This window comes from Pseudomonas sp. Lb2C2 (assembly GCF_052112205.1).
Classification (GTDB): Bacteria; Pseudomonadota; Gammaproteobacteria; order Pseudomonadales; family Pseudomonadaceae; genus Aquipseudomonas; species Aquipseudomonas kilonensis.
This window is the reverse complement of the sequence record NZ_JAUTYW010000001.1, coordinates 712,227-732,498: the sequence shown is the minus strand read 5'-3', so window position 1 is coordinate 732,498 and position 20,272 is coordinate 712,227. Positions and strand designations below refer to the sequence as shown.

19 protein-coding genes are annotated in these 20,272 nt (G+C 62.5%); 12 read left to right on the top strand and 7 right to left on the bottom strand.

What is annotated here, in order from left to right; translation table 11 throughout:
- Positions 1-8: 8 nt before the first annotated feature.
- Genes Q7F16_RS03130 through Q7F16_RS03115 form a run of 4 tightly spaced genes read right to left on the bottom strand, consistent with a single transcriptional unit; the run spans position 9 to position 4,631 of the window.
- Positions 9-476: a response regulator gene (locus Q7F16_RS03130; protein ID WP_018610463.1), complete on the bottom strand. Its 468-nt coding sequence runs from the start codon at positions 474-476 to the stop codon at positions 9-11.
- Positions 473-2,785, bottom strand: coding sequence for an ATP-binding protein (locus Q7F16_RS03125; protein WP_046062458.1), 2,313 nt, complete (start codon positions 2,783-2,785; stop codon positions 473-475). Before Q7F16_RS03125 ends, Q7F16_RS03130 begins: the two co-directional genes overlap by 4 nt.
- Positions 2,782-3,450, bottom strand: coding sequence for a response regulator (locus Q7F16_RS03120; protein ID WP_046062457.1), 669 nt, complete (start codon positions 3,448-3,450; stop codon positions 2,782-2,784). The genes Q7F16_RS03125 and Q7F16_RS03120 overlap by 4 nt, the downstream gene beginning before the upstream one ends.
- Positions 3,447-4,631, bottom strand: coding sequence for a sensor histidine kinase (locus Q7F16_RS03115; protein ID WP_409557404.1), 1,185 nt, complete (start codon positions 4,629-4,631; stop codon positions 3,447-3,449). The genes Q7F16_RS03120 and Q7F16_RS03115 overlap by 4 nt, the downstream gene beginning before the upstream one ends.
- Positions 4,632-4,804: 173 nt before the next feature.
- Between Q7F16_RS03115 and Q7F16_RS03110 the strand changes: the two genes are divergently transcribed.
- From Q7F16_RS03110 to Q7F16_RS03095, 4 genes are all read left to right on the top strand, one after another.
- Positions 4,805-5,326, top strand: a complete 522-nt coding sequence (locus Q7F16_RS03110; protein WP_014338290.1) for an SgcJ/EcaC family oxidoreductase — start codon at positions 4,805-4,807, stop codon at positions 5,324-5,326.
- Positions 5,327-5,493: 167 nt separating this feature from the next.
- Complete coding sequence (locus tag Q7F16_RS03105) at positions 5,494-6,003, top strand: sigma-70 family RNA polymerase sigma factor (protein WP_079303332.1); 510 nt, start codon at positions 5,494-5,496, stop codon at positions 6,001-6,003.
- Positions 6,003-6,947 carry a FecR domain-containing protein gene (locus Q7F16_RS03100; RefSeq protein WP_409557405.1) on the top strand — a complete coding sequence of 315 codons (945 nt, stop codon included), beginning with the start codon at positions 6,003-6,005 and terminating at the stop codon, positions 6,945-6,947. The genes Q7F16_RS03105 and Q7F16_RS03100 overlap by 1 nt, the downstream gene beginning before the upstream one ends.
- Positions 6,948-7,014: 67 nt before the next feature.
- The gene (locus Q7F16_RS03095) at positions 7,015-9,438 is read left to right on the top strand and encodes a TonB-dependent siderophore receptor (RefSeq protein WP_409557406.1); all 2,424 of its coding nucleotides are present in this window, start codon (positions 7,015-7,017) and stop codon (positions 9,436-9,438) included.
- Positions 9,439-9,474: 36 nt separating this feature from the next.
- On the opposite strand, the gene Q7F16_RS03090 is transcribed toward Q7F16_RS03095, so the two are convergent.
- From Q7F16_RS03090 to Q7F16_RS03080, 3 genes are all read right to left on the bottom strand, one after another.
- Positions 9,475-9,876, bottom strand: a complete 402-nt coding sequence (locus Q7F16_RS03090; protein ID WP_003202036.1) for a hypothetical protein — start codon at positions 9,874-9,876, stop codon at positions 9,475-9,477.
- 293 nt (positions 9,877-10,169) lie between these two features.
- The gene (locus Q7F16_RS03085) at positions 10,170-10,649 is read right to left on the bottom strand and encodes a nuclear transport factor 2 family protein (protein WP_409555605.1); all 480 of its coding nucleotides are present in this window, start codon (positions 10,647-10,649) and stop codon (positions 10,170-10,172) included.
- A gap of 36 nt (positions 10,650-10,685) precedes the next feature.
- Complete coding sequence (locus tag Q7F16_RS03080; RefSeq protein WP_046062451.1) at positions 10,686-11,249, bottom strand: TetR/AcrR family transcriptional regulator; 564 nt, start codon at positions 11,247-11,249, stop codon at positions 10,686-10,688.
- 121 nt (positions 11,250-11,370) lie between these two features.
- Here Q7F16_RS03080 and pssA point away from each other — a divergent pair, with 121 nt between their 5' ends.
- The 8 genes from pssA (at position 11,371) to Q7F16_RS03040 (ending at position 20,263) form a co-directional block, all read left to right on the top strand.
- Positions 11,371-12,714: a CDP-diacylglycerol--serine O-phosphatidyltransferase gene (pssA, locus tag Q7F16_RS03075; protein WP_046062450.1), complete on the top strand. Its 1,344-nt coding sequence runs from the start codon at positions 11,371-11,373 to the stop codon at positions 12,712-12,714.
- 11 nt (positions 12,715-12,725) lie between these two features.
- Positions 12,726-13,742 (top strand): AraC family transcriptional regulator, encoded by a 1,017-nt coding sequence (locus tag Q7F16_RS03070; RefSeq protein ID WP_046062487.1) that lies wholly within the window; start codon positions 12,726-12,728, stop codon positions 13,740-13,742.
- A gap of 261 nt (positions 13,743-14,003) precedes the next feature.
- Positions 14,004-14,975 carry an NAD-dependent epimerase gene (locus tag Q7F16_RS03065; RefSeq protein WP_046062449.1) on the top strand — a complete coding sequence of 324 codons (972 nt, stop codon included), beginning with the start codon at positions 14,004-14,006 and terminating at the stop codon, positions 14,973-14,975.
- A gap of 33 nt (positions 14,976-15,008) precedes the next feature.
- The gene (locus tag Q7F16_RS03060) at positions 15,009-15,752 is read left to right on the top strand and encodes a glycosyltransferase family 2 protein (protein WP_003202022.1); all 744 of its coding nucleotides are present in this window, start codon (positions 15,009-15,011) and stop codon (positions 15,750-15,752) included.
- A 1-nt stretch (position 15,753) separates the two neighbouring features.
- Entirely contained in the window at positions 15,754-16,047 is a 294-nt protein-coding gene (locus Q7F16_RS03055) for a lipid-A-disaccharide synthase N-terminal domain-containing protein (RefSeq protein ID WP_046062448.1), read from the top strand.
- Positions 16,048-16,114: 67 nt separating this feature from the next.
- A complete protein-coding gene (locus tag Q7F16_RS03050; protein ID WP_409555616.1) occupies positions 16,115-17,572 on the top strand; it encodes an ArnT family glycosyltransferase in 1,458 nt (485 codons plus the stop codon).
- Positions 17,573-17,820: 248 nt separating this feature from the next.
- Complete coding sequence (locus tag Q7F16_RS03045) at positions 17,821-19,485, top strand: AMP-binding protein (protein WP_046062485.1); 1,665 nt, start codon at positions 17,821-17,823, stop codon at positions 19,483-19,485.
- Between the two features lie 16 nt (positions 19,486-19,501).
- A complete protein-coding gene (locus Q7F16_RS03040) occupies positions 19,502-20,263 on the top strand; it encodes an SDR family NAD(P)-dependent oxidoreductase (protein ID WP_046062447.1) in 762 nt (253 codons plus the stop codon).
- Positions 20,264-20,272: the final 9 nt, after the last annotated feature.

The window sequence follows — 20,272 nt, the reverse complement described above, 5'->3', positions numbered from 1 at the left end:
CCGCCAGGTCAAGCCGGGCCGGCGGCGGGACGGTGCTGGCGCAACAGTTCGATCTGCTGGGACGGGATCAACTCGCGCAACGCCTTATAGAGCGCACGGGTTTCCAGCAGGTTCCAGATGCGCAGCATGGTTTCCAGCGCATCCAGGGGTTTGCTGATGAAATCCCGGGCACCTAGGGCCAGCGCACGCAGGCGCGTGTCTCGGGTCGCGTCGGCGGTCAGCACCAGGATCGGCAGGTAGTCGTTGGCCGGGATCCGCCGGTTGAGTTGCTCCAGCACGGCAAAGCCGTCGAACGCCGGCATGTGCAAATCGAGGATGACCAGGTCCGGCTCGAAGCTGTTGAACAGATCGAGCGTGCGCAACGGTTCGGTGCTGCTCAACACGTTGTGCAACCCTTCGCGGGCCAGCAGTTGTTCCATCAGGTCCAGGTTGGGGCGCTGATCGTCGACGATCAGAATGCGCAAGTCGCGATTCATGCGGGCTCCGGTAGATAGTGTTCGAGGTGGCCCAGGAAGGCCTGGATATGAATAGGTTTGGTCAGGATCGCCGTGGCACCGGCGTCACGCAGGGCGCGGTGGGTCAGGTCGCTGGCATCGGCGGTGATCATCAGCACGGGGGTGGCGGCGGTGGCCGGGGACTGGCGCAGGCGCCGCAAGACTTCCAGGCCTTCGAGGTCGGGCAGGCTGACGTCCAGCAGGATCAGTTGCGGGGTGTGCTGGCGAGCGAGGTCCAGGCCCATCTGGCCTTGCATGCTCGACAGCAACTGGATGCCGGGACGGCGCTGCATCAGGGTTTCGATCAGCGCCAGGCTCGACAGGTTGTCTTCGATGCACAGGACTTTGCCGTGATAGTCCACAGGCGAACGTGTCACCGCCAGGGCGGCGATGGGCGGCAAATGCGCGCCAATCACCTGGGTGCCGGGCAGTTGCAGGGTGAAACAGCAGCCGTGTCCGGGCTCACTGTGGACCTGCAGGTTGCCCTGCATCATTTCCAGTAGGCTCTTGCTCAACGACAACCCCAGGCCAGTGCCTTCGACCTGGGGATCGGCGCCCAGGCGTTCGAAGGGCTTGAACAGTTGGTCCAGCTGTTCCGGGGCAATGCCATGACCGGTGTCGTTGACGGCGATGCTCACCTGATGGGGCTGGACGCTGACTTCGATGCGCACCTCACCGCCGGGCCGGTTGTACTTGATGGCGTTGGACAGCAGGTTGAGCAGCACCTGTACCAGGCGCTGGCGGTCCGCGAGCACGCCGCTGTCGTCGGGCAGCGCTGGCAGCTCGGCCAAGTGGATCCCGGCGTCGGCGGCCATCGGTGAAACCAAGGTCAGGGCTTCGTGCAGCACCGTCGACAGGGCGATCGGTTCGATGTTCAGCGGCAGGCGCCCGGCCTCGATCCGGGCAATGTCCAGCACCTCGTTGATCAGCGCCAGCAAGTGCTGGCCGGCCCGCAGGATATGGCTGACCTGGGGGCGTTGCCCAGCAGTGGAGTCCATGTCCAGTAATTGAGCGAAACCGAGGATGGCGTTCAGTGGCGTACGCAGCTCATGGCTCATGCGCGAGAGAAACTCGCTCTTGGCCCGACTGGCGCTTTCGGCTTCTTCACGGGCGGTGCGCAGGGCGATTTCGGCGGCGCGCCGATCAGTGATGTCGCGGGTGATCTTGGAGAAACCGCGCAAGGCACCGGTGCCATCGTATTGGGCGGTGATGACCACGCTGGCCCAGAAGCGGCTGCCGTCCTTGCGGCAACGCCAGCCTTCTTCCATGTAATGACCGTCGCGGGTGGCTTCGCGCAGGGCCATCTCCGGGTGCGCCGGGCACTCTTCGGCCAGGTAGAACAGGGAAAAATGCCGGCCGAGGATTTCCTGCTCGGTGTAGCCCTTGATCCGTTCCGCGCCAGCGTTCCAGGTGGTGACGTAGCCTTGGGCATCCAGGGCGAAGATCCCGTAGTCCTTCACGCCATCGATGATCAGTCGCAAGCGCTCCTCGTTGTCGCGCAGGGCCCGTTCACGTTCGGCGAGCAACTGCCCGGCCTCCACCAGGCGCGTGCCGAGCTGGCCGATTTCGTCCTGCTCCGGCGGTTGCGGCAACAAGGGTTGGCCCAATGCCAGGCGCTGGGCGTTGCCTTGCACCTGCTGGACCCGGGCGACAATGCCCTTGGACAGGAACAACACTGCGACAATCGCCCCCAGCAGCCCGCACACCGCCGCCAGCAAGGTGGCGAACAACAGGCGCATGCGCGTGGCCGAGGCGGCGGCGCTGCGGTCGGCGAGCAGGGCGTCCTCGCGTATGCGCATGGCGCTGATCTGCTCGCGCAGTACGTCCAGCACCTGTTTGTTTTCGATCAGGATCGCGGTGATGGCCTCGGGGTCGTCGCGCTTGCCGTTGCGTAGCGCGAGCAAACCGTCGAGTTTGTCAGCGATCAGCGGGGTGATGGTCTTGAGGTGCTCGCGCATCCTGGCGTCGCGAATGTTGTGGTCCAGGCGCTGCAACGCGGCCTGGATCAGCGGCGTGGCCTGCTCGTAGCTGGGCAGGAAATCTTCACGGCGGGTCAGCAGGTAACCGCGCACGCTGGCCGCTGCCTCGGCCAGCAGGGTGTGGACTGTCTGGATATCACCCTGGACCAGCAGCACCCGGCGCACATCCTCTTCGGCCCGGGCGGTCTGGCGTTCGGTGATATAGATCAGCACCAGCGACAGCAGCAGGACCACCAGGGGCAGGGAAATCACCACCAGGGCTTTGCCGCGCAAGGGCAGGTCGGCCCAGCGGCGGGCGGCGAGAAACCTCATGGCCATTGCCCGGTAGGTTGCGCCACCAGGCCCAGGGCAACGCCGCGCACGGCGGCCTGGGTCCGGTCGGCGGCGCCCAGTTTGCCGATGACGCGTTCCACGTGGGCCTTGGCCGTGCCGGGCGCGATGCCCAGCTTTTCGCCGATCTCACGGTTGCTGAAACCGCCGGCCACCAGCCCCAGGACCTGGCGTTCCCGGGCGGTCAGGGCCTGGACTTGAGTGGCACCATTCGCACCGCGCTCGGCCATGCGGCGCAGCAGGCGCGCGCTGACCGAACTGTTCAACGCCTCTTCGCCCTGGGCGACCCGTTTGAGGGCGTCGAGCACTTCATCGCGGCTGGCGTCCTTGAGCAGATAGCCGACCGCGCCCGCACCGATGGCGGCTTCGAGGTGGTCGGGGCTGTCATCCATGGTGAAGATCACGACTTTGATTCCGGGCTGGCGCTGCTGCAGGATCCGCGCCGCGCCCAAACCGTTGAGGACGGGCATGCGGATGTCGAGAATCGCGATGTCCGGCTGTAGCCGCTCGCACAGGTCGAGGGCTTCCTGGCCATCCCGGGCCTGACCGACGACCTCGAATCCCGGGTTGCCGGCGAGCATGCTGATAAACCCGGTGCGGGTGACTTCATGGTCATCGGCCAGCAGCAGGCGTAAAGGGCGGTTCATGGTTGTACTCCGTGGGCCGGTAGCGGCACGCTGGCCAGCAGTCGGGTGCCGCCGCCGGGCTGGCTGCAACAGCTCAAGTGGCCGTCCAGCAAGTGCGCGCGTTCCTGCATGGCAGCCAGCCCCAGATGGCAGCTGCCGTTGGTCTCGATGGGTTGTTCCAGGGCAAAGCCACGGCCATCGTCTTCCACTCGCAGGCAAGCGTGGCCATCGTCCACCGCCAACCCCAAGTGCACGTGGCTGGCCTGGGCGTGCTTGAGAATGTTGTTGATGCCTTCCTGGGCAATGCGAAACAGGGCGATCTCTGTGTTGCCCGGCAGGCGCGCGGTGCTGTGTTCGGTCCAGTTCACCGTCAGGCCCGCATCGCGCAGGCGATCGGCCTCCTTGTCGACGGCTTTGTACAGGCCGAAATCATCCAGCACGTGGGGGCGCAGGCCGCCAATCAGTTGCCGACCTTCGCCAACGCAGCCTTGGGCCAGGTCGAGGATGCTTTGCAGCTCGTTCGCCAATGCGGGCGCTAGCGACGGGCAGCGACCGGCGAAGCCCTGCAAGCGCTGATGCAAACCGGCGAGGTTCTGCGCCAGGCCGTCGTGCAGGTCGTAGGCCACGCGCTTGCGTTCGTCTTCCTGGGCGCTGAACAGGCGGTGGACCAACTCGGACATGGTCCGCTCGCGGGCCTGGAGTGCTTCGAGCAGACGGCTGTTCTCCAGGTGCGCCGCCAACAGCGTCGCGAGCAATTGCAGTGATTCGATGTCTTCGTTGTCCGGCGCGCCGAGGGCCACGCTGTTACCCAGCAACAACGCCCCGAACTCTACGCCGTCGGAGGCACGCAATGGCACCCGCAAGACCTGGGGCAGGGCGCTGCCGGGCAATTCCAGCCATTGTGGGCCGGGTGTTTGTGGCTGGGCCTGGTTGGCGAGCAGCTCGAGTCGTTCCGCGCTGCCGTGACTGGCGAGGGTGCGCAACGGGTGGTCCGGCGCCCACTCCAGCAGCAGGCCATGGTCCATGGCCATGAACGCGCACGCCCGTTGCAGCGCACGCTGGCGCATGGCCGACAGGGGCAACTGCGTCAGTTCATGGCCGGTGCCCAGCAGCAGGCCCAGGCGTGCGGCACGGCTTTGCGACTGGCGATATTGGCTGCGGATGGCCAGGGCACTGCCGGGGTCATGGGGTGGGCTTTGCATGGGGAACTCCAGCGTGGAAGAGGACCGGTCCGGTTCGCGGTGGCGTCATTAGAACGTGTCACCGGCACCGGGCCTATCTGCCGAACGGCATAGGCGATTGGCACCGGTTGGCCGATGGCGAAGGCAGGGAAGGCCGGCAAAGTGGGCCCATTGAAACCCAAAGGAACACTTTGATGAAAATGAAAACCTGCGCCATTGCTGCTTTATTCCTGCTGGCCGCGCCGCTTGTCCAGGCGCTTGAGGCTACGCCTTACGTGTATCGCACGGTGGCCGAGCAGCCCAAGAATGTGAATGACCGCGAGATCGCGGCGCTGTTCGACCGCTGGAACGCCGCGCTGCAAACCGGGAGCGCCACCGCCGTGACCGGCCTCTACGCTCCGGATGCGATTTTGCAACCGACTGTTTCCAACAAGGTGCGCAACACGCCGGCGCAGATTCAGGATTACTTCGAGCATTTCCTGGCCGGCAAACCGGTCGGGCAAATCAACTACCGGGAGATCCGCCACCTGGGCCCCGATGCGGCGATGGACAGTGGTGTCTATACCTTCACGCTCACCCAGGCCGACGGTTCCAAGCGCGAGGTCCAGGCGCGCTACACCTTCCTCTATGAGCGCCTCGATGGCCAGTGGAAGATCATCAACCATCACTCATCGGCCATGCCTGAGGTGGCGAAGACCTTGCACGCCAGCCACTGATAGCACTGGCTCGCAAAAGACCTGCCTGTGGGAGCAAAGCTTGCTCCCACAGGGCCCTCTATCAATTCCATCCCCGTGTTTAGACACACATTGCATAAAGAGCTTGGATTAACGCGCGAACATTAATTAGAATCAGTCTCATTTAAGACTTTGCGCAGGCTCTGGACATGTGTGATGCCGTTACGCCGACGGAGCATTCCCTCCATGCGTTGTACCGTGACCACGGTAGCTGGCTGGAAGGCTGGCTGCGGCGGCGCATGGGCAATGCCTGGGATGCAGCGGACCTGCGCCAGGATACCTTCCTGCGGGTGCTTTCCAGTTCCCAGACCTTGGCTGACCTGCAAGAACCCCGGGCTTACCTGCTGACCGTTGGCAAACGCCTGCTGAGCAATTTCTACACCCGGCGCAATCTGGAACAGGCGTATCTCGATGCCTTGGCAAGCCTGCCTGAAGCCTGCGCACCGTCGCCAGAACAACGCTGGCTGCTGCTGGAAACCCTGCAAGCCCTGGACGAATTGCTCGATGGCCTGGCGCCCTTGGTGCGCCGGGCTTTTCTCTGGAGCCAACTTGAAGGCCTGGGTTATCGCGAGATCGCCGAGCGCCTGCAAGTCTCCGAACGCACCGTAAAACGCTATATGGCCCAGGCCTATGAGCATTGCCTGTTGGTGGACTTCTGATGCGCTCGGCTCCTTCGCCCGAAGCCCGTGAAGCGGCGCGGGCGGCGGCTCGCTGGTTGACCCAGATGGAGTTCGACGGGGATGCGTTCGACTCGACGGCCCTGCAACGCTGGCGCGACAGTAGCGCTCATCATGAGGCGGCCTGGCAGAAGGCCCAGCGATTGCGCCAGCGTTTTGCCGGGGTGCCCGCGTCCTTGGGCATGGCAACCCTGGACCGCCCAGTACTGGCCCGGCGCGAGGTGCTCAAGCGCGCGTTGGGCGTCGCCGCATTGGTCCCGACCGCTTGGTTGCTGGGGCGAGAGCTGCCGTTGGAGGCCTGGCGCGCTGATTTGCACACCGCCACAGGCGAGCAACGGCGCTGGTCGCTGGTCGATGGCAGTGCACTGCAACTGAACACCGACAGCGCCGTCGACCTGGACCTCGAGGCGCGGCGCCTGGTGCTGGTACGCGGCGAGATGGCCCTCAAGCTCGCCGGAAACACGCCGCTGTCCGTTCAATCACCCTATGGGCTTATCACCATCACTCGTGGCGAGGTCTGCCTGCACCTGGGCGAGGGCGATTGCCGGGTGTCGGTGGTCAGCGGCTCGGCGCAACTGCAACCCCTGCGCGGGCCATTGCTGAGCTTGGAAGCGGGCCAGCAGGTCAACATCCAGGACTCAGGCGCGGGGCCAGTGAAGGTGTTCGACGTGGCACAGCTGGGTTGGCGTGACGGCGTATTGGTTGCGCAGGACCAGCCGCTGGGGCATTTCCTGCGGGAACTGAGCCGCTATCGCCCCGGCGTGTTGCGCTGGGATGAAACCCTGGAACCCCTGCGAATCACCGGCAGCTTCCGCCTGGACAACACCGACCGAATCCTCGCGCTGCTTGCGGCCAGCCTGCCGCTGGACGTGCATATGCGTACTCGCTATTGGGTCACGTTGACGCTTCGCAAAAATATGGCCTGAGGCCTGTCCCCTTTTTTTGTCTCGCTTGTCATTCAAGGCAACTGAACAAAAATGAGAGCGCTTTCCAATGTCCGCAGTTGCACCTTTGCGTTTGCGCCCGGCCTTTGCCGGCTGGCGTCCGCTGTTGAACCTGAGCCTCATGTTGAGCCTGAGCGCCAGCCCCTTCTTTATTTCATCGAGCCTGGCCGAAGAAGCCACCCGGCGCAGCTATCAGGTGCCGGCGGGCAGCCTCAGCGCGGCGTTGACCCGGTTTGCCGGGCTGGCGGGCGTCAACTTGTCGGTAGATCCGGCCCTGGTGAGTGGTCGCAACAGCGCCGGGCTTTCGGGTGAGTTTGGGGTCGAGGAGGGTTTTGCCCGGCTGTTGCGCGGTTCTGGCCTGCAGTTACAGCCTGCGGGTGAGCAGGCCTACATCCTGATGCCGGCGCCAGAAGGCGGCAGCCTGCAACTGGCACCCACCTCGATTGTCGGCGCCACGGCTTCGACGGACAGCCCGGTGTATGCCGGTGGTCAGGTTGCTCGCCGTGGTTCGCAAGGCTTGCTGGGCTCGCGGGACTTCATGGAAACGCCGTTCAGCATGACCACCTACACCAGCGCCGCGGTCAAGAACCAGCAGGCACGCACCCTGGGCGACCTGATCGCCAGCGACCCGTCGGTCCGCGCCACCAACCCGGCGGGCGGACGCTTTGAGCAGTTCACCATTCGTGGTTTCAGCCTGTTCAACAGCGATGTCGCCTACAACGGACTCTACGGCATCCTGCCGACGTACACGATCGACATGGAGATGGCCGAGCGCGTCGATATCGTCAAGGGCCCGAGCCAGCTCATCAACGGTATTTCGCCGCGGGGCAGCGTGGGCGGCGGGATCAACGTGGTGCCCAAGCGTGCGACCGACAAGCCCATCACCTCGTTCACCGGCAGCTATGCCTCCAACAACCAGCTTGGCGGTGCCGTGGATGTCGGGCGGCGTTTTGGTGAAGAGGACAAGTTCGGTATTCGCTTCAATGGTGTGAAGCAGGCGGGCGACACCGAATGGGATCACCAGAGCGTGGACCGCGAGATGGCGGTACTGGGCCTGGATTTTCGCGGTGAACGCCTGCGGCTCTCGACGGACATTGGCCGCACCGAGCGTAACACCGACGCGCCCCAGGAACGCGTGCAGGTTGCCGCCGACGCGCCAGTGCCGCATGCCAGCGATGTAGGTCGCAACTACGCGCAGTCTTGGAGCAAGGCGCGTACCAAAGATACCTTCGGCGCGGTGAATGCCGAATTCGATGTCAACGACTCCGTCATGCTGTACGGCGGCGTGGGGGCGCGCAAAAGTAATCATGAGTTCCTTCGGCATGCCGTTTCGGTCCTCAATGAGGCTGGAGATTTCCGCGTTCAACCCCGGGATTTCACTCGCGACGAGAATGTCCGGACGGCCAATGCCGGGGTGCGCAACTGGTTCCATACCGGCCCGGTGAGCCATGAGGTCAACCTGGCGGCCAGTTATTTCTACATGGACTTCGAAAATGGTGGCGCCCGTTACGCCAACGGCAACAGCAACCTGTATGACCCGGTACAGACCCCGACGCCGAGCAACCCGACGCGACAGGACGACAAAGTCTACACCGAGAACCGCTTCAGTGGCCTGGCGTTGTCCGACACGCTGGGTCTGTTTGAGGATCGCTTGCTGCTGACCCTAGGTGCCCGCTGGCAACGGGTGAAGGTTGACGACTGGACGAATAACGACAAGGGCGAAACCGCCTACGATGAGGAAAAGATTTCGCCGTCGGGTGGCATCCTGTTCAAGGCGACGGACAAGCTGTCGTTGTATGCCAACTACATGGAAGGCCTGAGCCAGGGCAAGATCGCGCCGTCGACGTCGGTGAACGAGGATGAGATTTTCCCGCCGTTCATCAGCCGTCAGGTCGAGGTGGGCGCCAAGTATGATGCCGGTCCGTTCGCCGTCACCGCCGCGCTGTTCCGGATCAAACAGCCGGCCTATGCGACCGACGCGACGACGCGTGTCTTCGGCCCGAACGGCAAGCGAGAAAACACTGGTGTGGAACTGAGTGTCTTCGGCGAACCGCTGAAGGGAACCCGTTTGCTTGGCGGCGTGATGTACATCGACAGCGAACTGACCCATACCACCAACGGCACCTTCGACGGCAACCGCGCACCGGCCACGCCGAAGTACAACGTCAACCTCGGCGCCGAATGGGACGTGCCGACGGTACAGGGCTTGACCCTGACCAGCCGTGGCATCTACTCCAGCTCGCAGTACCTGGACCAGTCCAACACCAAGGAAATCGATTCCTGGGAGCGTTTCGACGTGGGCGCCCGCTACGCATTCAAGGTCGACGAAAAGCACATCACCCTGCGGGCTAACATCGAAAACGTGGCAGACAAGCGCTACTGGAGTTCGGCCGGGGCGTCGGATGACAGTGAGGCCGGATTGACGCTGTCGACCCCGCGCACCTACCTGCTTTCCGCGACGGTGGATTTCTAGGCCGAGGTGCTGCTCCAGGGAAGGAGCAGCCTGGGTTCAGATGTCGCGAAACAAATCGTGGGCATCCAACAGCCGCCAGGCAATCTCGGGGCGTTTTTCCAGGCCACGGCGGATGGCGGCGGGAATCGACTGGCGAATCTTGCGGCACAGGCCGGGTTGGTCCTGGAATTCGATGGCGATGCCGCGCATGGTCCGCACTTCGTTGTAGCCAGGCTCGACGCTCAGGCGGATCCCCAGGTTTTCGTACAGGCGCTGCTGCAGGCGCTGGAGTTCATCGAGGCTCTGGATGTTCTCCAGGCGTTCAAGCAGGCGTTTTTCTTCCTGGCGATTCAGGCACAGGATGCGCAGGTCGCTGCCAGGCGCTTGCAGCAAGGCATCACGGCCACAATCACAGACGCCGGGCGGGCAGGGGGGGCGGATCGGAATCGACGCGGTCATGGGCTCCACAAAAATCTGCTGCACAACGAAACAGCGAGCTTATCGCCGGCCCAGGCAATGTGATGCTTGGCGGCATGTGGGTCAAGCCTGTTGGAGGGGCCGCTTGTCTGGCGGTGCTGTGGGAGCTTGCTCGTGATAGCGGTGAGTCAGCCTGCACCTTTGTCGGATTCGCCGCTGTCATCGCGAGCAAGCTCGCTCCCACAGGGGATCCATGTCGGGCACAACATGTGTATTCGCTGAAATCCAATGTGGGAGCGAGCTTGCTCGCGATAGCGGCAGGTCAGTCGAAAGCGTTACAACCCCAACTCAGACAACCCCGGATGATCATCCGGCCGGCGACCCAGCGGCCAACGGAACTTGCGCTCGCTTTCCTTGATCGGCATGTCGTTGATGCAGGCATAGCGGTTATACATCAGGCCTTGCTCATCGAACTCCCAGTTTTCGTTGCCGTAGGAGCGGAGCCAGTTGCCCGAGTCGTCGTGCCATTCGTAGGCGTAGCGCACGGCGATGCGGTTATCGGTGAACGCCCAGAGCTCCTTGATCAGCCGATAATCCAGCTCCTTGGCCCATTTGCGAGTCAGGAATGCCTTGGCTTCCTCGCGGTTATGGGCGAATTCGGCGCGGTTACGCCATTGGGTATCCAGCGTGTAGGCCAGGGATACTTTTTGCGGGTCACGAGAGTTCCAGCCGTCTTCGGCCAGGCGAACTTTCTCGATCGCCGATTCACGGGTGAACGGCGGCAAAGGCGGGCGAACTTCGGAAGAAGCAGACATGGCGGATCTCCAATGAATTGCACAAGGTTCAACGGCTCAGGCGTGTAACAACATCTTCAGCATGTCTTGGGCGTCGTCAGCCGCGCTGTGGTCGCCCATGACCAGCGCCACGGTAATGGCGCCGTCGATCAGAATAAGGAGTTGGCGGGCCAGTGCGTCCGGGTTCTGGACACCTTGTTCGACACACAGCCGAGTTACGTAATCGAGCAACTTCTGTTTGTGCAGCTTCGCCACCTGGCGGACCGGATCCTGTGGATCGCCGGTTTCGCCACTGGTGTTGATGAATGCACAGCCGCGGAAACCCTCGCTGTCGAACCAGCCCTTGAGCACGGTGAACAGGTTGAGCAGCCGTGCAGTCGGGGTCGGCGCCTTGTCCACTTCGGTGCTGAACCAGTGCATCCAGCGTTCGTCCCGCCGCTTGAGGGCGGCCACGATCAGGTCGTCCTTGTTGGCGAAGTAGCGATAGACACTTTTCCTGGAGACGCCGGCGGTTTTCACCAGAAGGTCCATGCCGGTGGCGGCGATGCCACTTTTATAGATCAACTTTTCGGCGACATCGAGGATGATGTCTCGTGTTTCATTACCAGTAATTTCGTTCATGAAACAAAAGTAGAATGATCGTTCTCCTTGGTCAAGTCTTTTTTTCTTTAGGACAGGAAGACCCAAACCCATCCATGGTGTAAGCTCATCCGTTCTTCGGAATCGACCTTTTGCGAGCCCTATGCCGTCGCTTTTCAAACGCTCCCTGCTGCCCAAGCTGCGCAGCTTTGCACTGACCGCCGACGCGGTGACCATCCTCGATGGCGCTGCCCAATTCCGCCGTTGCCTGCTGGAGAAAATCGCCCAGGCCACCCAGCGCATCTACATCGTCGCGCTGTACCTGCAACAGGACGAGGCCGGCCAGGAAATCCTCGATGCCCTGCATGCCGCCAAGGCCGCGCGTCCGGAACTGGATGTGGTCGTGGTGGTGGACTGGCTGCGGGCCCAGCGCGGGCTGATCGGCGCCAAGAAGCAGCCGGGCAACTCGGCGTGGTATCAGGAACAGACTCGCACCCATGCCAGCGAGGTGCCGATCTATGGCGTGCCGGTGCAAACCCGCGAGCTGTTTGGCGTGCTGCACTTGAAAGGCTTCGTGATTGACGACTGTGTGCTCTACAGCGGCGCCAGCCTGAATAACGTCTACCTGCACAAGTTCGAAAAGTACCGCTACGACCGCTATCACCTGCTGCAGAACACGGCACTGGCCGATTCGATGCATCACCTGGTGCAGCACGGCCTGGTCACCTCCAGGGCCGTGCACCGCCTGGACCTGCCGAACCTGCCCAGCACCCGCAGTTTGCGCAAGGACATCGGCGATTTGCGCAGTCGGCTCAAGTACGCGACCTATGACACCAGCGTTGGCAGCCTCGACAAGAGTGGCCTGTCGGTAAGCCCGTTGCTGGGGGTGGGCAAGAACAATCCGCTGAGCCGGGTGATCGGTGAACTGATCGCCAGCAGCCGCCAGCAACTGACCATTTGCACACCGTATTTCAACCTGCCCCTGGCGGTAACCCGGGAGCTCAATCGCGCCTTGGCCCGTGGGGTCAAGATCGACATCATCGTCGGCGACAAGACCGCCAACGACTTCTACATTCCGCCAAGCGAGCCGTTCAAGATCATCGCGGCGCTGCCATACCTCTACGAAATCAGCTTGCGGCGTTTCGCCAAACGCCATCAGCGCGCTATCGACAGCGGCCAATTGAACCTGCACCTGTGGCGTGACGGGGACAACACCTATCACCTCAAGGGCATGTGGATCGACGAGCGCTACACCTTGCTGACCGGCAACAACCTCAACCCGCGGGCCTTTCGCCTGGACCTGGAAAACGCGCTGTTGCTGGACGACCCCAAGGGCGAGTTGCTGGCACCGCGTCAGGCCGAGCTTGAGCAGATCTACCGCCACACGCGCCGGATCGAACGTTACCTTGACCTGGAAACCCTGCCGGATTACCCCGAGGCCGTGGCCAGGTTCCTGAAACGGGTCAGCCGGGTGCGGATAGAGCGGCTGCTTTACCGGATTCTGTGAACACCCGCGCCATGTCGAAAAAAGACACCATTTCCATCCAGTTGGTGCGTGAGGCACTGCTGCAAAGCTGCGCCTGCGGAGCGGCTACCGATGAAGTGCTGAGCAAGGTCGGCATAGACCCTGCGCTGCTCGACGACGCGCAGGCGCGGGTCCCGGCCCATGCCTATGCACGGCTCTGGCGTTTGCTCGCCCGTCGCCTGGATGACGAGTTTTTTGGCATGGACCCGCGCAAGCTCAAGTCCGGCAGCCTGGCGTTTCTCTGCCAGTGCGCCATGGCCCAGCCCACGCTGGCGAGCGGCTTGACGGCGGGGCTGGGGTTTCTGTCGCTGATGCTCGAACACCTGCCGGCCCAGTGGATGCGCCAGCAAAGCCTGGCGGAGATCGTGCTGCTGGAAGACGATCAGGAACCGCGCCGGGCCTTTACCTATTTCACCTACTGGATGATCGTCCATGGCGTGGCCTGCTGGCTGGCCGGGCGGCGCATTCCCATTCTTTCCGTCGAACTGCGTTGCCCTGCGCCGGATTTCTGCGACGACTATCGGGTGATGTTTTCCCAGAATCTGCGTTTTGACCGGCCTCGTACCCGGATGATTTTCGCCGCCGAATGCCTCGACCTGCCGATCAGGCGCAACGCTGATGAGCTCAAGCGCTTCCTTGCCCAGGCCCCGGCCAACATCCTGGTCAAGTACCGCAACCCGCAAAGCCTGGCCAGCCGTATCCGGCACGACCTTCGGCAGTTGCCTGCCGAACAGTGGCCGGAAACCGAGGCCCTGGCCCAGCAACTGTGTGTGTCCGCGTCCACTCTGCGCCGACGCCTGGCGGAGGAGGGCCAGACTTACCAGGGCCTCAAGGACAGCGTGCGCAAGGATCTGGCAATCACCTGGCTGGCCGAGCCCTCCATCAGTTTTGTCGAAATCGCCTCGCGCCTGGGGTTTGCCGATGCCAGCTCCTTCTACAAGGCGTTTCGCAAATGGTCCGGGTCCAACCCGGGGCATTATCGCAGCCTGATTCTCAACGACCCTGATTGATCCATCGGCTGGTCTCTAATCTGGTGTCTCCCCAAGCCCCTTTGTGGGAGCGAGCCTGCTCGCGATGAGGGTCTTACAGTCAATGAAGAGGCGGCTGAACCGCCGCTATCGCGAGCAAGCTCGCTCCCATAGGGGGTTTCGCTGGGCACACTGGCACGCTCATAAAACCGTCATTTATTTCTGATACAAGCCTGTGCAGGCCCCGGAAAAGCCGGGTCATCCATCAGGGTAATGTATGCAAATGACGGTTTTGGGCCGCGTATGAGAGTACTGGTCACCGGCGTCGCAGGGTTCATCGGATTTCATACCGCCAAGCGGCTGTGCAACGATGGTCATCAGGTCATTGGCATCGACAACCTCAACAGCTACTACAGCGTCGAACTGAAACAGGCACGACTGGCGCAGTTGACCGAATGCCGCGATTTCCGCTTTCAGTTGCTGGATGTGGCAGACAAACAGGCACTGTTGGAGTTGTTTGCCGAACATGCCTTCGACCAAGTCGTCCACCTCGCGGCCCAAGCCGGCGTGCGTTATTCCATCGACAATCCGGACGTTTATGCGCAAAGCAACCTGGTAGGTTTCCTCAACGTGTTGGAGGCCTGTCGTGCCCATCGGCCGGCGCACCTGATTTTCGCCTCGAGCAGCTCGGTGTATGGCTTGAACGACCGCCTGCCGTACGCCACGACCGACCCTGTCGATCAGCCCGTATCGTTCTATGCGGCGACCAAGCGCGCCAATGAGCTGATGGCCCACGCTTACTCGCATCTCTATGGCATTCCCACCACCGGCCTGCGGTTTTTTACCGTGTATGGACCTTGGGGACGGCCCGACATGGCGCCGTTCAAATTCACCGATGCGATCCTCAACGGTCGCACCATCGACGTTTACAACGACGGTGCGATGTCTCGCGATTTCACCTATATCGACGACATCGTCGAGGGCCTCGTGCGGCTGATACCGCTGCCGCCGACCAATGAGACCGGCGTGCGCAACAAGGTCTACAACATCGGTTTCGGCTCACCGGTGAAGCTTTTGCAGTTTATCGAGTGCATTGAAGAAGCACTGGGCATCCGCGCGATAAAGAATTTCTTGCCGTTGCAATCGGGCGACGTGGTCGACACGTGGGCGGACACTCGTGAATTGGAGGAGCGGGTGGGGTTTCGCCCACAGGTCGCAGTGCCCGTCGGAGTGCAGTCGTTTGTCGATTGGTATCGCGACTATTACGCCGTCTAACCGCTTATTTCCCAGCATTTTTTCTGGAGCATCATGCACGAAACCCCTTATGTGTCGGTCCTGATTCCGGCCAAGAACGAGGCAGGCAATCTCATTCCACTTCTCGAAGAAGTGCGCACGGCGTTGGCCAATGAGAACTTTGAGGTCATCGTGGTGGACGATGGGAGCACCGACGCCACCGCCGCTGAGTTAAGAACCTTACAAGGCAGTGGCTACCAGCAATTGCGGGTGCTCAGCCACACCCGTTCCCTCGGGCAGAGCACCTCGATCTACCACGCCGCTGAAGTGGCACGCGGGCATTGGTTGGCAACCCTGGACGGCGACGGTCAGAACGACCCGGCCGATCTGCCGAAAATGCTCGACCTGGTGCGCGGCTCCGAAGGCACACCCGCCGGCGTGAAGCTGGTGGCGGGGCATCGCGTCAACCGCCGGGACACGGCGAGCAAGCGTTGGGCCTCGCGATTTGCCAATAAACTGCGCGCCAGTCTGCTCAAGGACCAGACGCCCGATACCGGTTGCGGCATCAAATTGATCGAGCGCGAGGCGTTTCTGCGCCTGCCGTATTTCGATCACATGCACCGTTTTATTCCGGCGCTGATCCGCCGTCACAACGGCCGGATGCTGGTTCAGCCGGTCAATCACCGTGAGCGCGGGGCCGGGGTGTCCAACTACGGCAACCTGGACCGGGCGCTGGTGGGCATTGTCGATCTGTTCGGGGTGTGGTGGCTGATCAAGCGCACCCGCCTGGACGTCAACGCACAAGAAACCGAGGTTTGAAATGGGCAGAGAATCGTTGTGGTTGGCCGTTGGCTTCAGTGGTCAATTGGCATTCACCGGGCGTTTTGCCCTGCAATGGCTGTACAGCGAATACAAGAAGCGCAGCATGATTCCCGTTGGCTTCTGGTACCTGAGCATCATCGGTAGCGCGCTGTTGCTGGCCTATGCCATCTACCGCGAAGACCCGGTGTTCATTGTCGGCCAGTCCTTCGGCTTTATCGTTTACCTGCGCAATTTGCAGTTGATCGCCAAGCATCATGAGCAGGAAAACCCCGAACTGGCCAAGAAGGGCTGAGACGGTGCGGATACGATTATCTTCCTCGCGGCTCGAGCTCCTGGTGTTTGTGGTATTGGCCTTGATCATGGTGGGCGCGGGCCTGGGCTGGCGCCAACCGATGAACGTCGATGAGGAGCGCTTCCTTGGCGTTGCCCTGGAGATGCTGCAGAACGGCTCATGGTTCATTCCCCATCGCGCCGGTGAAATCTACGCCGACAAACCGCCGCTGTTCATGTGGACGGTGGCGCTGTTCGTGCAACTGACCCACCTGCCCAAAGTTGCCCTGTACTTGCCCGCGCTGCTGGCAGGCGCCGTCACCACCGCGTGCCTGTATGACCTGGGCCGACGCTTGTGGGGAAGGCGCGTGGGGGTGATCGCGGCGTTCTTGTTTCTCGCCACCTACCAGACCTACAGCATCCTGCGCACCGGGCAGATCGATGGTTTCCTTGCGCTCTGGACCATCCTGGGGATCTATGGCTTGTGCCGGCATGTGTTGCTCGGCCCGGCCTGGCGTTGGTACTACGTGGCCTGTGCGGCGATGGGGTTCGGGATCATCAGCAAAGGCGTGGGTTTTCTGCCGGTGCTACTGCTGATTCCCTACGTCTATGCGCTGCGCAAAGGTTGGAAAGGGGTGGTGGCCATGCCTGGCCAGGCAGGACGCTGGTGGCTGGGGCTGGTCGTAGCATTGGCCGCCATCGCGTTATGGCTGGGGCCTTTGCTGATGATTGTCGCGCAGGGCAGTGCCGACAGCCTGGCGTACGCCCAGGAAATCCTGTTCAAGCAGACCGCTGGGCGTTATGCCAACGCATGGGAACACCGCGAACCATTCTGGTATTTCTTCGTCCAGGTGATTCCCAAGTACTGGCTGCCGATTGTGTTCTTGCTCCCCTGGCTGGTGCCGGCCTGGCGTAAACAATTGCTCAAGCACGACGGTCGGGTGCTGGTGCTGCTGGGGTGGGTGGTCCTGGTGCTGTTGTTTTTCAGCCTGAGCAGTGGCAAGCGCAAGCTGTATATCTTTCCCGTGTTACCCGCGTTGATTCTGGTGGTGGCGCCGCTTGTGCCGTGGATACTGCGCCGCTGGTTTGGCGCGCGGCCGAGGGGCAGGCTGGTATTCACTGCCTTTACGGTGGTGTGGCTGTGCGCCTGGTTTGTGCGCGGCTTCGTCGAGCCCCACAAGGAAGGCATCAACCCCCACCAGACCTTGATGCGCGATGTCGCCGGGCTGACTGCCGATGCCGAGTTGGTGCTCGTGGGTTGGCGTGAGGGGCATTGGCTGTTCGCCCAGCAACCCATCGTGCATTTTGGCTTTTATAACGGCAACTCCCTGGAACAATCCGCCACCTGGCTGCGCAGCCACCCCCAGGCCTTCGCCCTGGTGCCCGCGCGGGACCTGGCCCGCTGTTACGACCCGCAAAAAGCTCGCCGGGTCGGCAATACCTCAAGGGCCGAGTGGTTCCTGGTGGGGGCTGACGCGGATAATCAGCGCTGCCAGTCGCCGGCGCCGGAGAAAGTCTATTCATTTGCCTGGAAGCAGCCCTTGTAGCGGCGAACCTCCGCCATCGCGAGCAGGCTCGCTCCCACATTGGTGCTTGGGTGGTCACTACACAAATCCCCTGTGGGAGCGAGCTTGCTCGCGATGAGGGCCTAAAGAACACCACATCCCTGAACCATGGCCAAACCAGTCAAGCAACTTGAAAGCTTTGACCATTGCCGCCATAGCCCTTCGGCGCGAGTATTTGCCTGCTATTCACGGTTCCCCCAACCAATAAAAACCACAGAGGGATGCTGGTCATGCGCGATTATTCGTCCGCCACTTCGCAGTTCGATTACCTGCACACCGTCAACGCCGCACTGCACGGCTCGCTCGAGGCGCTCAATGCCTGCGTAGAGTGTTGCGACCGGCATGCGTTGCCCGGGCGCATCGCCTTGTTCTGGGAGGGTCGTGACGGCAGCGATGCGACTTGGACTTACCGTGACCTGCAGGAAAACGCCGCGCGGTTCGCCAATTTCCTGCGCGCCCAAGGCGTCGGCAAGGGCGACAAAGTGGCCGGCCTGCTGCCGCGCACCGCTGAACTGTTGATCGTGGTGCTCGCCACCTGGCGCATCGGGGCGGTGTATCAACCGCTGTTCACCGCGTTCGGGCCCAAGGCCATCGAGCACCGGCTCGGCAGCTCGGGGGCGCGCGTGGTCGTCACCGATGCGGTCAACCGTCCCAAGCTCGACGAAGTCGCCAGTTGCCCCACCATCGTCACGGTCGGCGGCGAAAAGGGCCAGGGCATCGTGCGTGGCGACTACAGTTTCTGGGCCGAAGTGGCGAACCATTCCAGCCAGTGCGAACCGCTGATGCTCACTGGCGAAGACCCGTTCCTGCTGATGTTCACCTCCGGCACCACGGGACCTGCCAAGGCGCTGTCGGTACCGCTCAAGGCCATTGTTGCGTTCCAGAGCTACACCCGTGACGCGGTAGACCTGCGCCCCGAAGACGCGTTCTGGAACGTCGCCGACCCGGGTTGGGCCTACGGCATCTATTTTGGCGTGACCGGGCCGCTGGCGATGGGGCATCCGATTACCTTCTATGATGGCCCGTTCACCTTGGAAAGCACCTGCCGGGTCATCAACAAATACGGCATCACCAATCTGACCGGATCGCCCACGGCCTATCGCCTGTTGATCGCCGGTGGCGAGCAGTTCGCCCGCTCGATCAAGGGCAAGCTGCGCATCGTCAGCAGCGCCGGTGAGCCGTTGAACCCAGAGGTGATCCGTTGGTTCGCCGATAACCTGAACGTAGTGATCCACGACCATTACGGCCAGACCGAACTGGGCATGGTGCTGTGCAACCACCATGGGCTGGAACACCCGGTGCATCTGGGCGCGGCCGGTTTTGCTTCGCCGGGCCATCGGATCGTGGTGCTGGATGAAAACCAGCGCGAGCTGGGCGTAGGCCAGCCGGGCATTCTCGCGCTGGACCGCAGCCAGTCGCCCATGTGCTGGTTCGCCGGTTACGCAGGCGGGCCGACCAAGGCCTTCGTCGGTGACTACTACTTGAGCGGCGATACCGTGGAGCTGAATCCGGACGGCAGCATCAGCTTCGTCGGCCGCAGCGACGACGTGATCACCACCTCCGGCTACCGGGTGGGTCCGTTCGACGTGGAAAGCGCCCTGATCGAACACCCGGCCGTGGTGGAGGCGGCTGTGATCGGCAAGCCCGACCCGGAGCGCACCGAGTTGGTAAAGGCTTTCGTGGTGCTCAGCACTCAATACCGTGCCTCACCGGAGCTGGCCGAAGAATTGCGCCTGCACGTGCGCCAGCGCCTGGCGGCCCATGCGTATCCCCGTGAAATCGAATTTGTCAGCGACTTGCCGAAAACCCCAAGCGGCAAATTGCAGCGCTTTATCTTGCGCAACCAAGAGATCGCCAAAGCTCAAGAGGCTGCGGCGCACAACGTTTCAGCTTGAATCCAAGGAAACCATGATGCAGATCGACAACAAGATTTTTCTCGTCAGCGGCGGTGCTTCCGGCCTTGGCGCGGCCACCGGCGAAATGCTGGTCAAGGCCGGCGCCAAGGTGATGCTGGTGGACCTCAACGCCGACGCCGTGGCCGCCCAGGCGCAAAAACTGGGCTGCCAGAGCGTGGTGGCCGACATCAGCAACGAAACGGCGGCTGAAGCGGCGGTCAAGGCCACGGTCACGGCTTTCGGCGGTCTGAATGGCCTGGTGAACTGCGCTGGTATCGTGCGCGGCGAGAAGATCCTCGGCAAGAACGGTCCCCACGCCCTGGCCAGCTTCAGTCAGGTGATCAACGTCAACCTGATCGGCAGCTTCAACCTGCTGCGCCTGGCGGCAGCGGTCATTGCCGAAACCGAGGCAGACGCCGACGGCGAGCGCGGGGTGATCATCAATACGGCGTCGGTGGCGGCCTTCGATGGACAGATCGGCCAGGCGGCTTATGCGGCGTCCAAAGGCGCCATCGCCAGCCTGACCTTGCCGGCCGCCCGCGAGCTGGCGCGTTTCGGTATCCGGGTGATGACCATTGCGCCAGGGATTTTCGAGACCCCGATGATGGCCGGCATGACCCCGGAAGTACGCGACTCCCTGGCCGCTGGCGTGCCGTTTCCGCCGCGCCTTGGGAAACCTTCCGAGTACGCGGCGCTGGTCAGGCATATCATTGAGAACAGCATGCTCAACGGCGAGGTGATCCGTCTCGACGGTGCCTTGCGTATGGCAGCCAAATAATAAGGAGGA

Coding starts and splice junctions, on each gene's coding strand:
- Q7F16_RS03100 (WP_409557405.1), top strand. CDS start 6,003: ATGCGCTCGGCTCCTTCGCCCGAAGCCCGTGAAGCGGCGCGGGCGGCG.
- Q7F16_RS03105 (WP_079303332.1), top strand. CDS start 5,494: ATGTGTGATGCCGTTACGCCGACGGAGCATTCCCTCCATGCGTTGTAC.
- Q7F16_RS03120 (WP_046062457.1), bottom strand. CDS start 3,450: ATGAACCGCCCTTTACGCCTGCTGCTGGCCGATGACCATGAAGTCACC.
- Q7F16_RS03090 (WP_003202036.1), bottom strand. CDS start 9,876: ATGACCGCGTCGATTCCGATCCGCCCCCCCTGCCCGCCCGGCGTCTGT.
- Q7F16_RS03085 (WP_409555605.1), bottom strand. CDS start 10,649: ATGTCTGCTTCTTCCGAAGTTCGCCCGCCTTTGCCGCCGTTCACCCGT.
- Q7F16_RS03125 (WP_046062458.1), bottom strand. CDS start 2,785: ATGAGGTTTCTCGCCGCCCGCCGCTGGGCCGACCTGCCCTTGCGCGGC.
- Q7F16_RS03060 (WP_003202022.1), top strand. CDS start 15,009: ATGCACGAAACCCCTTATGTGTCGGTCCTGATTCCGGCCAAGAACGAG.
- Q7F16_RS03050 (WP_409555616.1), top strand. CDS start 16,115: ATGGTGGGCGCGGGCCTGGGCTGGCGCCAACCGATGAACGTCGATGAG.
- Q7F16_RS03045 (WP_046062485.1), top strand. CDS start 17,821: ATGCGCGATTATTCGTCCGCCACTTCGCAGTTCGATTACCTGCACACC.
- Q7F16_RS03040 (WP_046062447.1), top strand. CDS start 19,502: ATGCAGATCGACAACAAGATTTTTCTCGTCAGCGGCGGTGCTTCCGGC.
- Q7F16_RS03080 (WP_046062451.1), bottom strand. CDS start 11,249: ATGAACGAAATTACTGGTAATGAAACACGAGACATCATCCTCGATGTC.
- Q7F16_RS03070 (WP_046062487.1), top strand. CDS start 12,726: ATGTCGAAAAAAGACACCATTTCCATCCAGTTGGTGCGTGAGGCACTG.
- pssA (WP_046062450.1), top strand. CDS start 11,371: ATGCCGTCGCTTTTCAAACGCTCCCTGCTGCCCAAGCTGCGCAGCTTT.
- Q7F16_RS03115 (WP_409557404.1), bottom strand. CDS start 4,631: ATGCAAAGCCCACCCCATGACCCCGGCAGTGCCCTGGCCATCCGCAGC.
- Q7F16_RS03110 (WP_014338290.1), top strand. CDS start 4,805: ATGAAAATGAAAACCTGCGCCATTGCTGCTTTATTCCTGCTGGCCGCG.
- Q7F16_RS03095 (WP_409557406.1), top strand. CDS start 7,015: ATGTCCGCAGTTGCACCTTTGCGTTTGCGCCCGGCCTTTGCCGGCTGG.
- Q7F16_RS03055 (WP_046062448.1), top strand. CDS start 15,754: ATGGGCAGAGAATCGTTGTGGTTGGCCGTTGGCTTCAGTGGTCAATTG.
- Q7F16_RS03130 (WP_018610463.1), bottom strand. CDS start 476: ATGAATCGCGACTTGCGCATTCTGATCGTCGACGATCAGCGCCCCAAC.
- Q7F16_RS03065 (WP_046062449.1), top strand. CDS start 14,004: ATGAGAGTACTGGTCACCGGCGTCGCAGGGTTCATCGGATTTCATACC.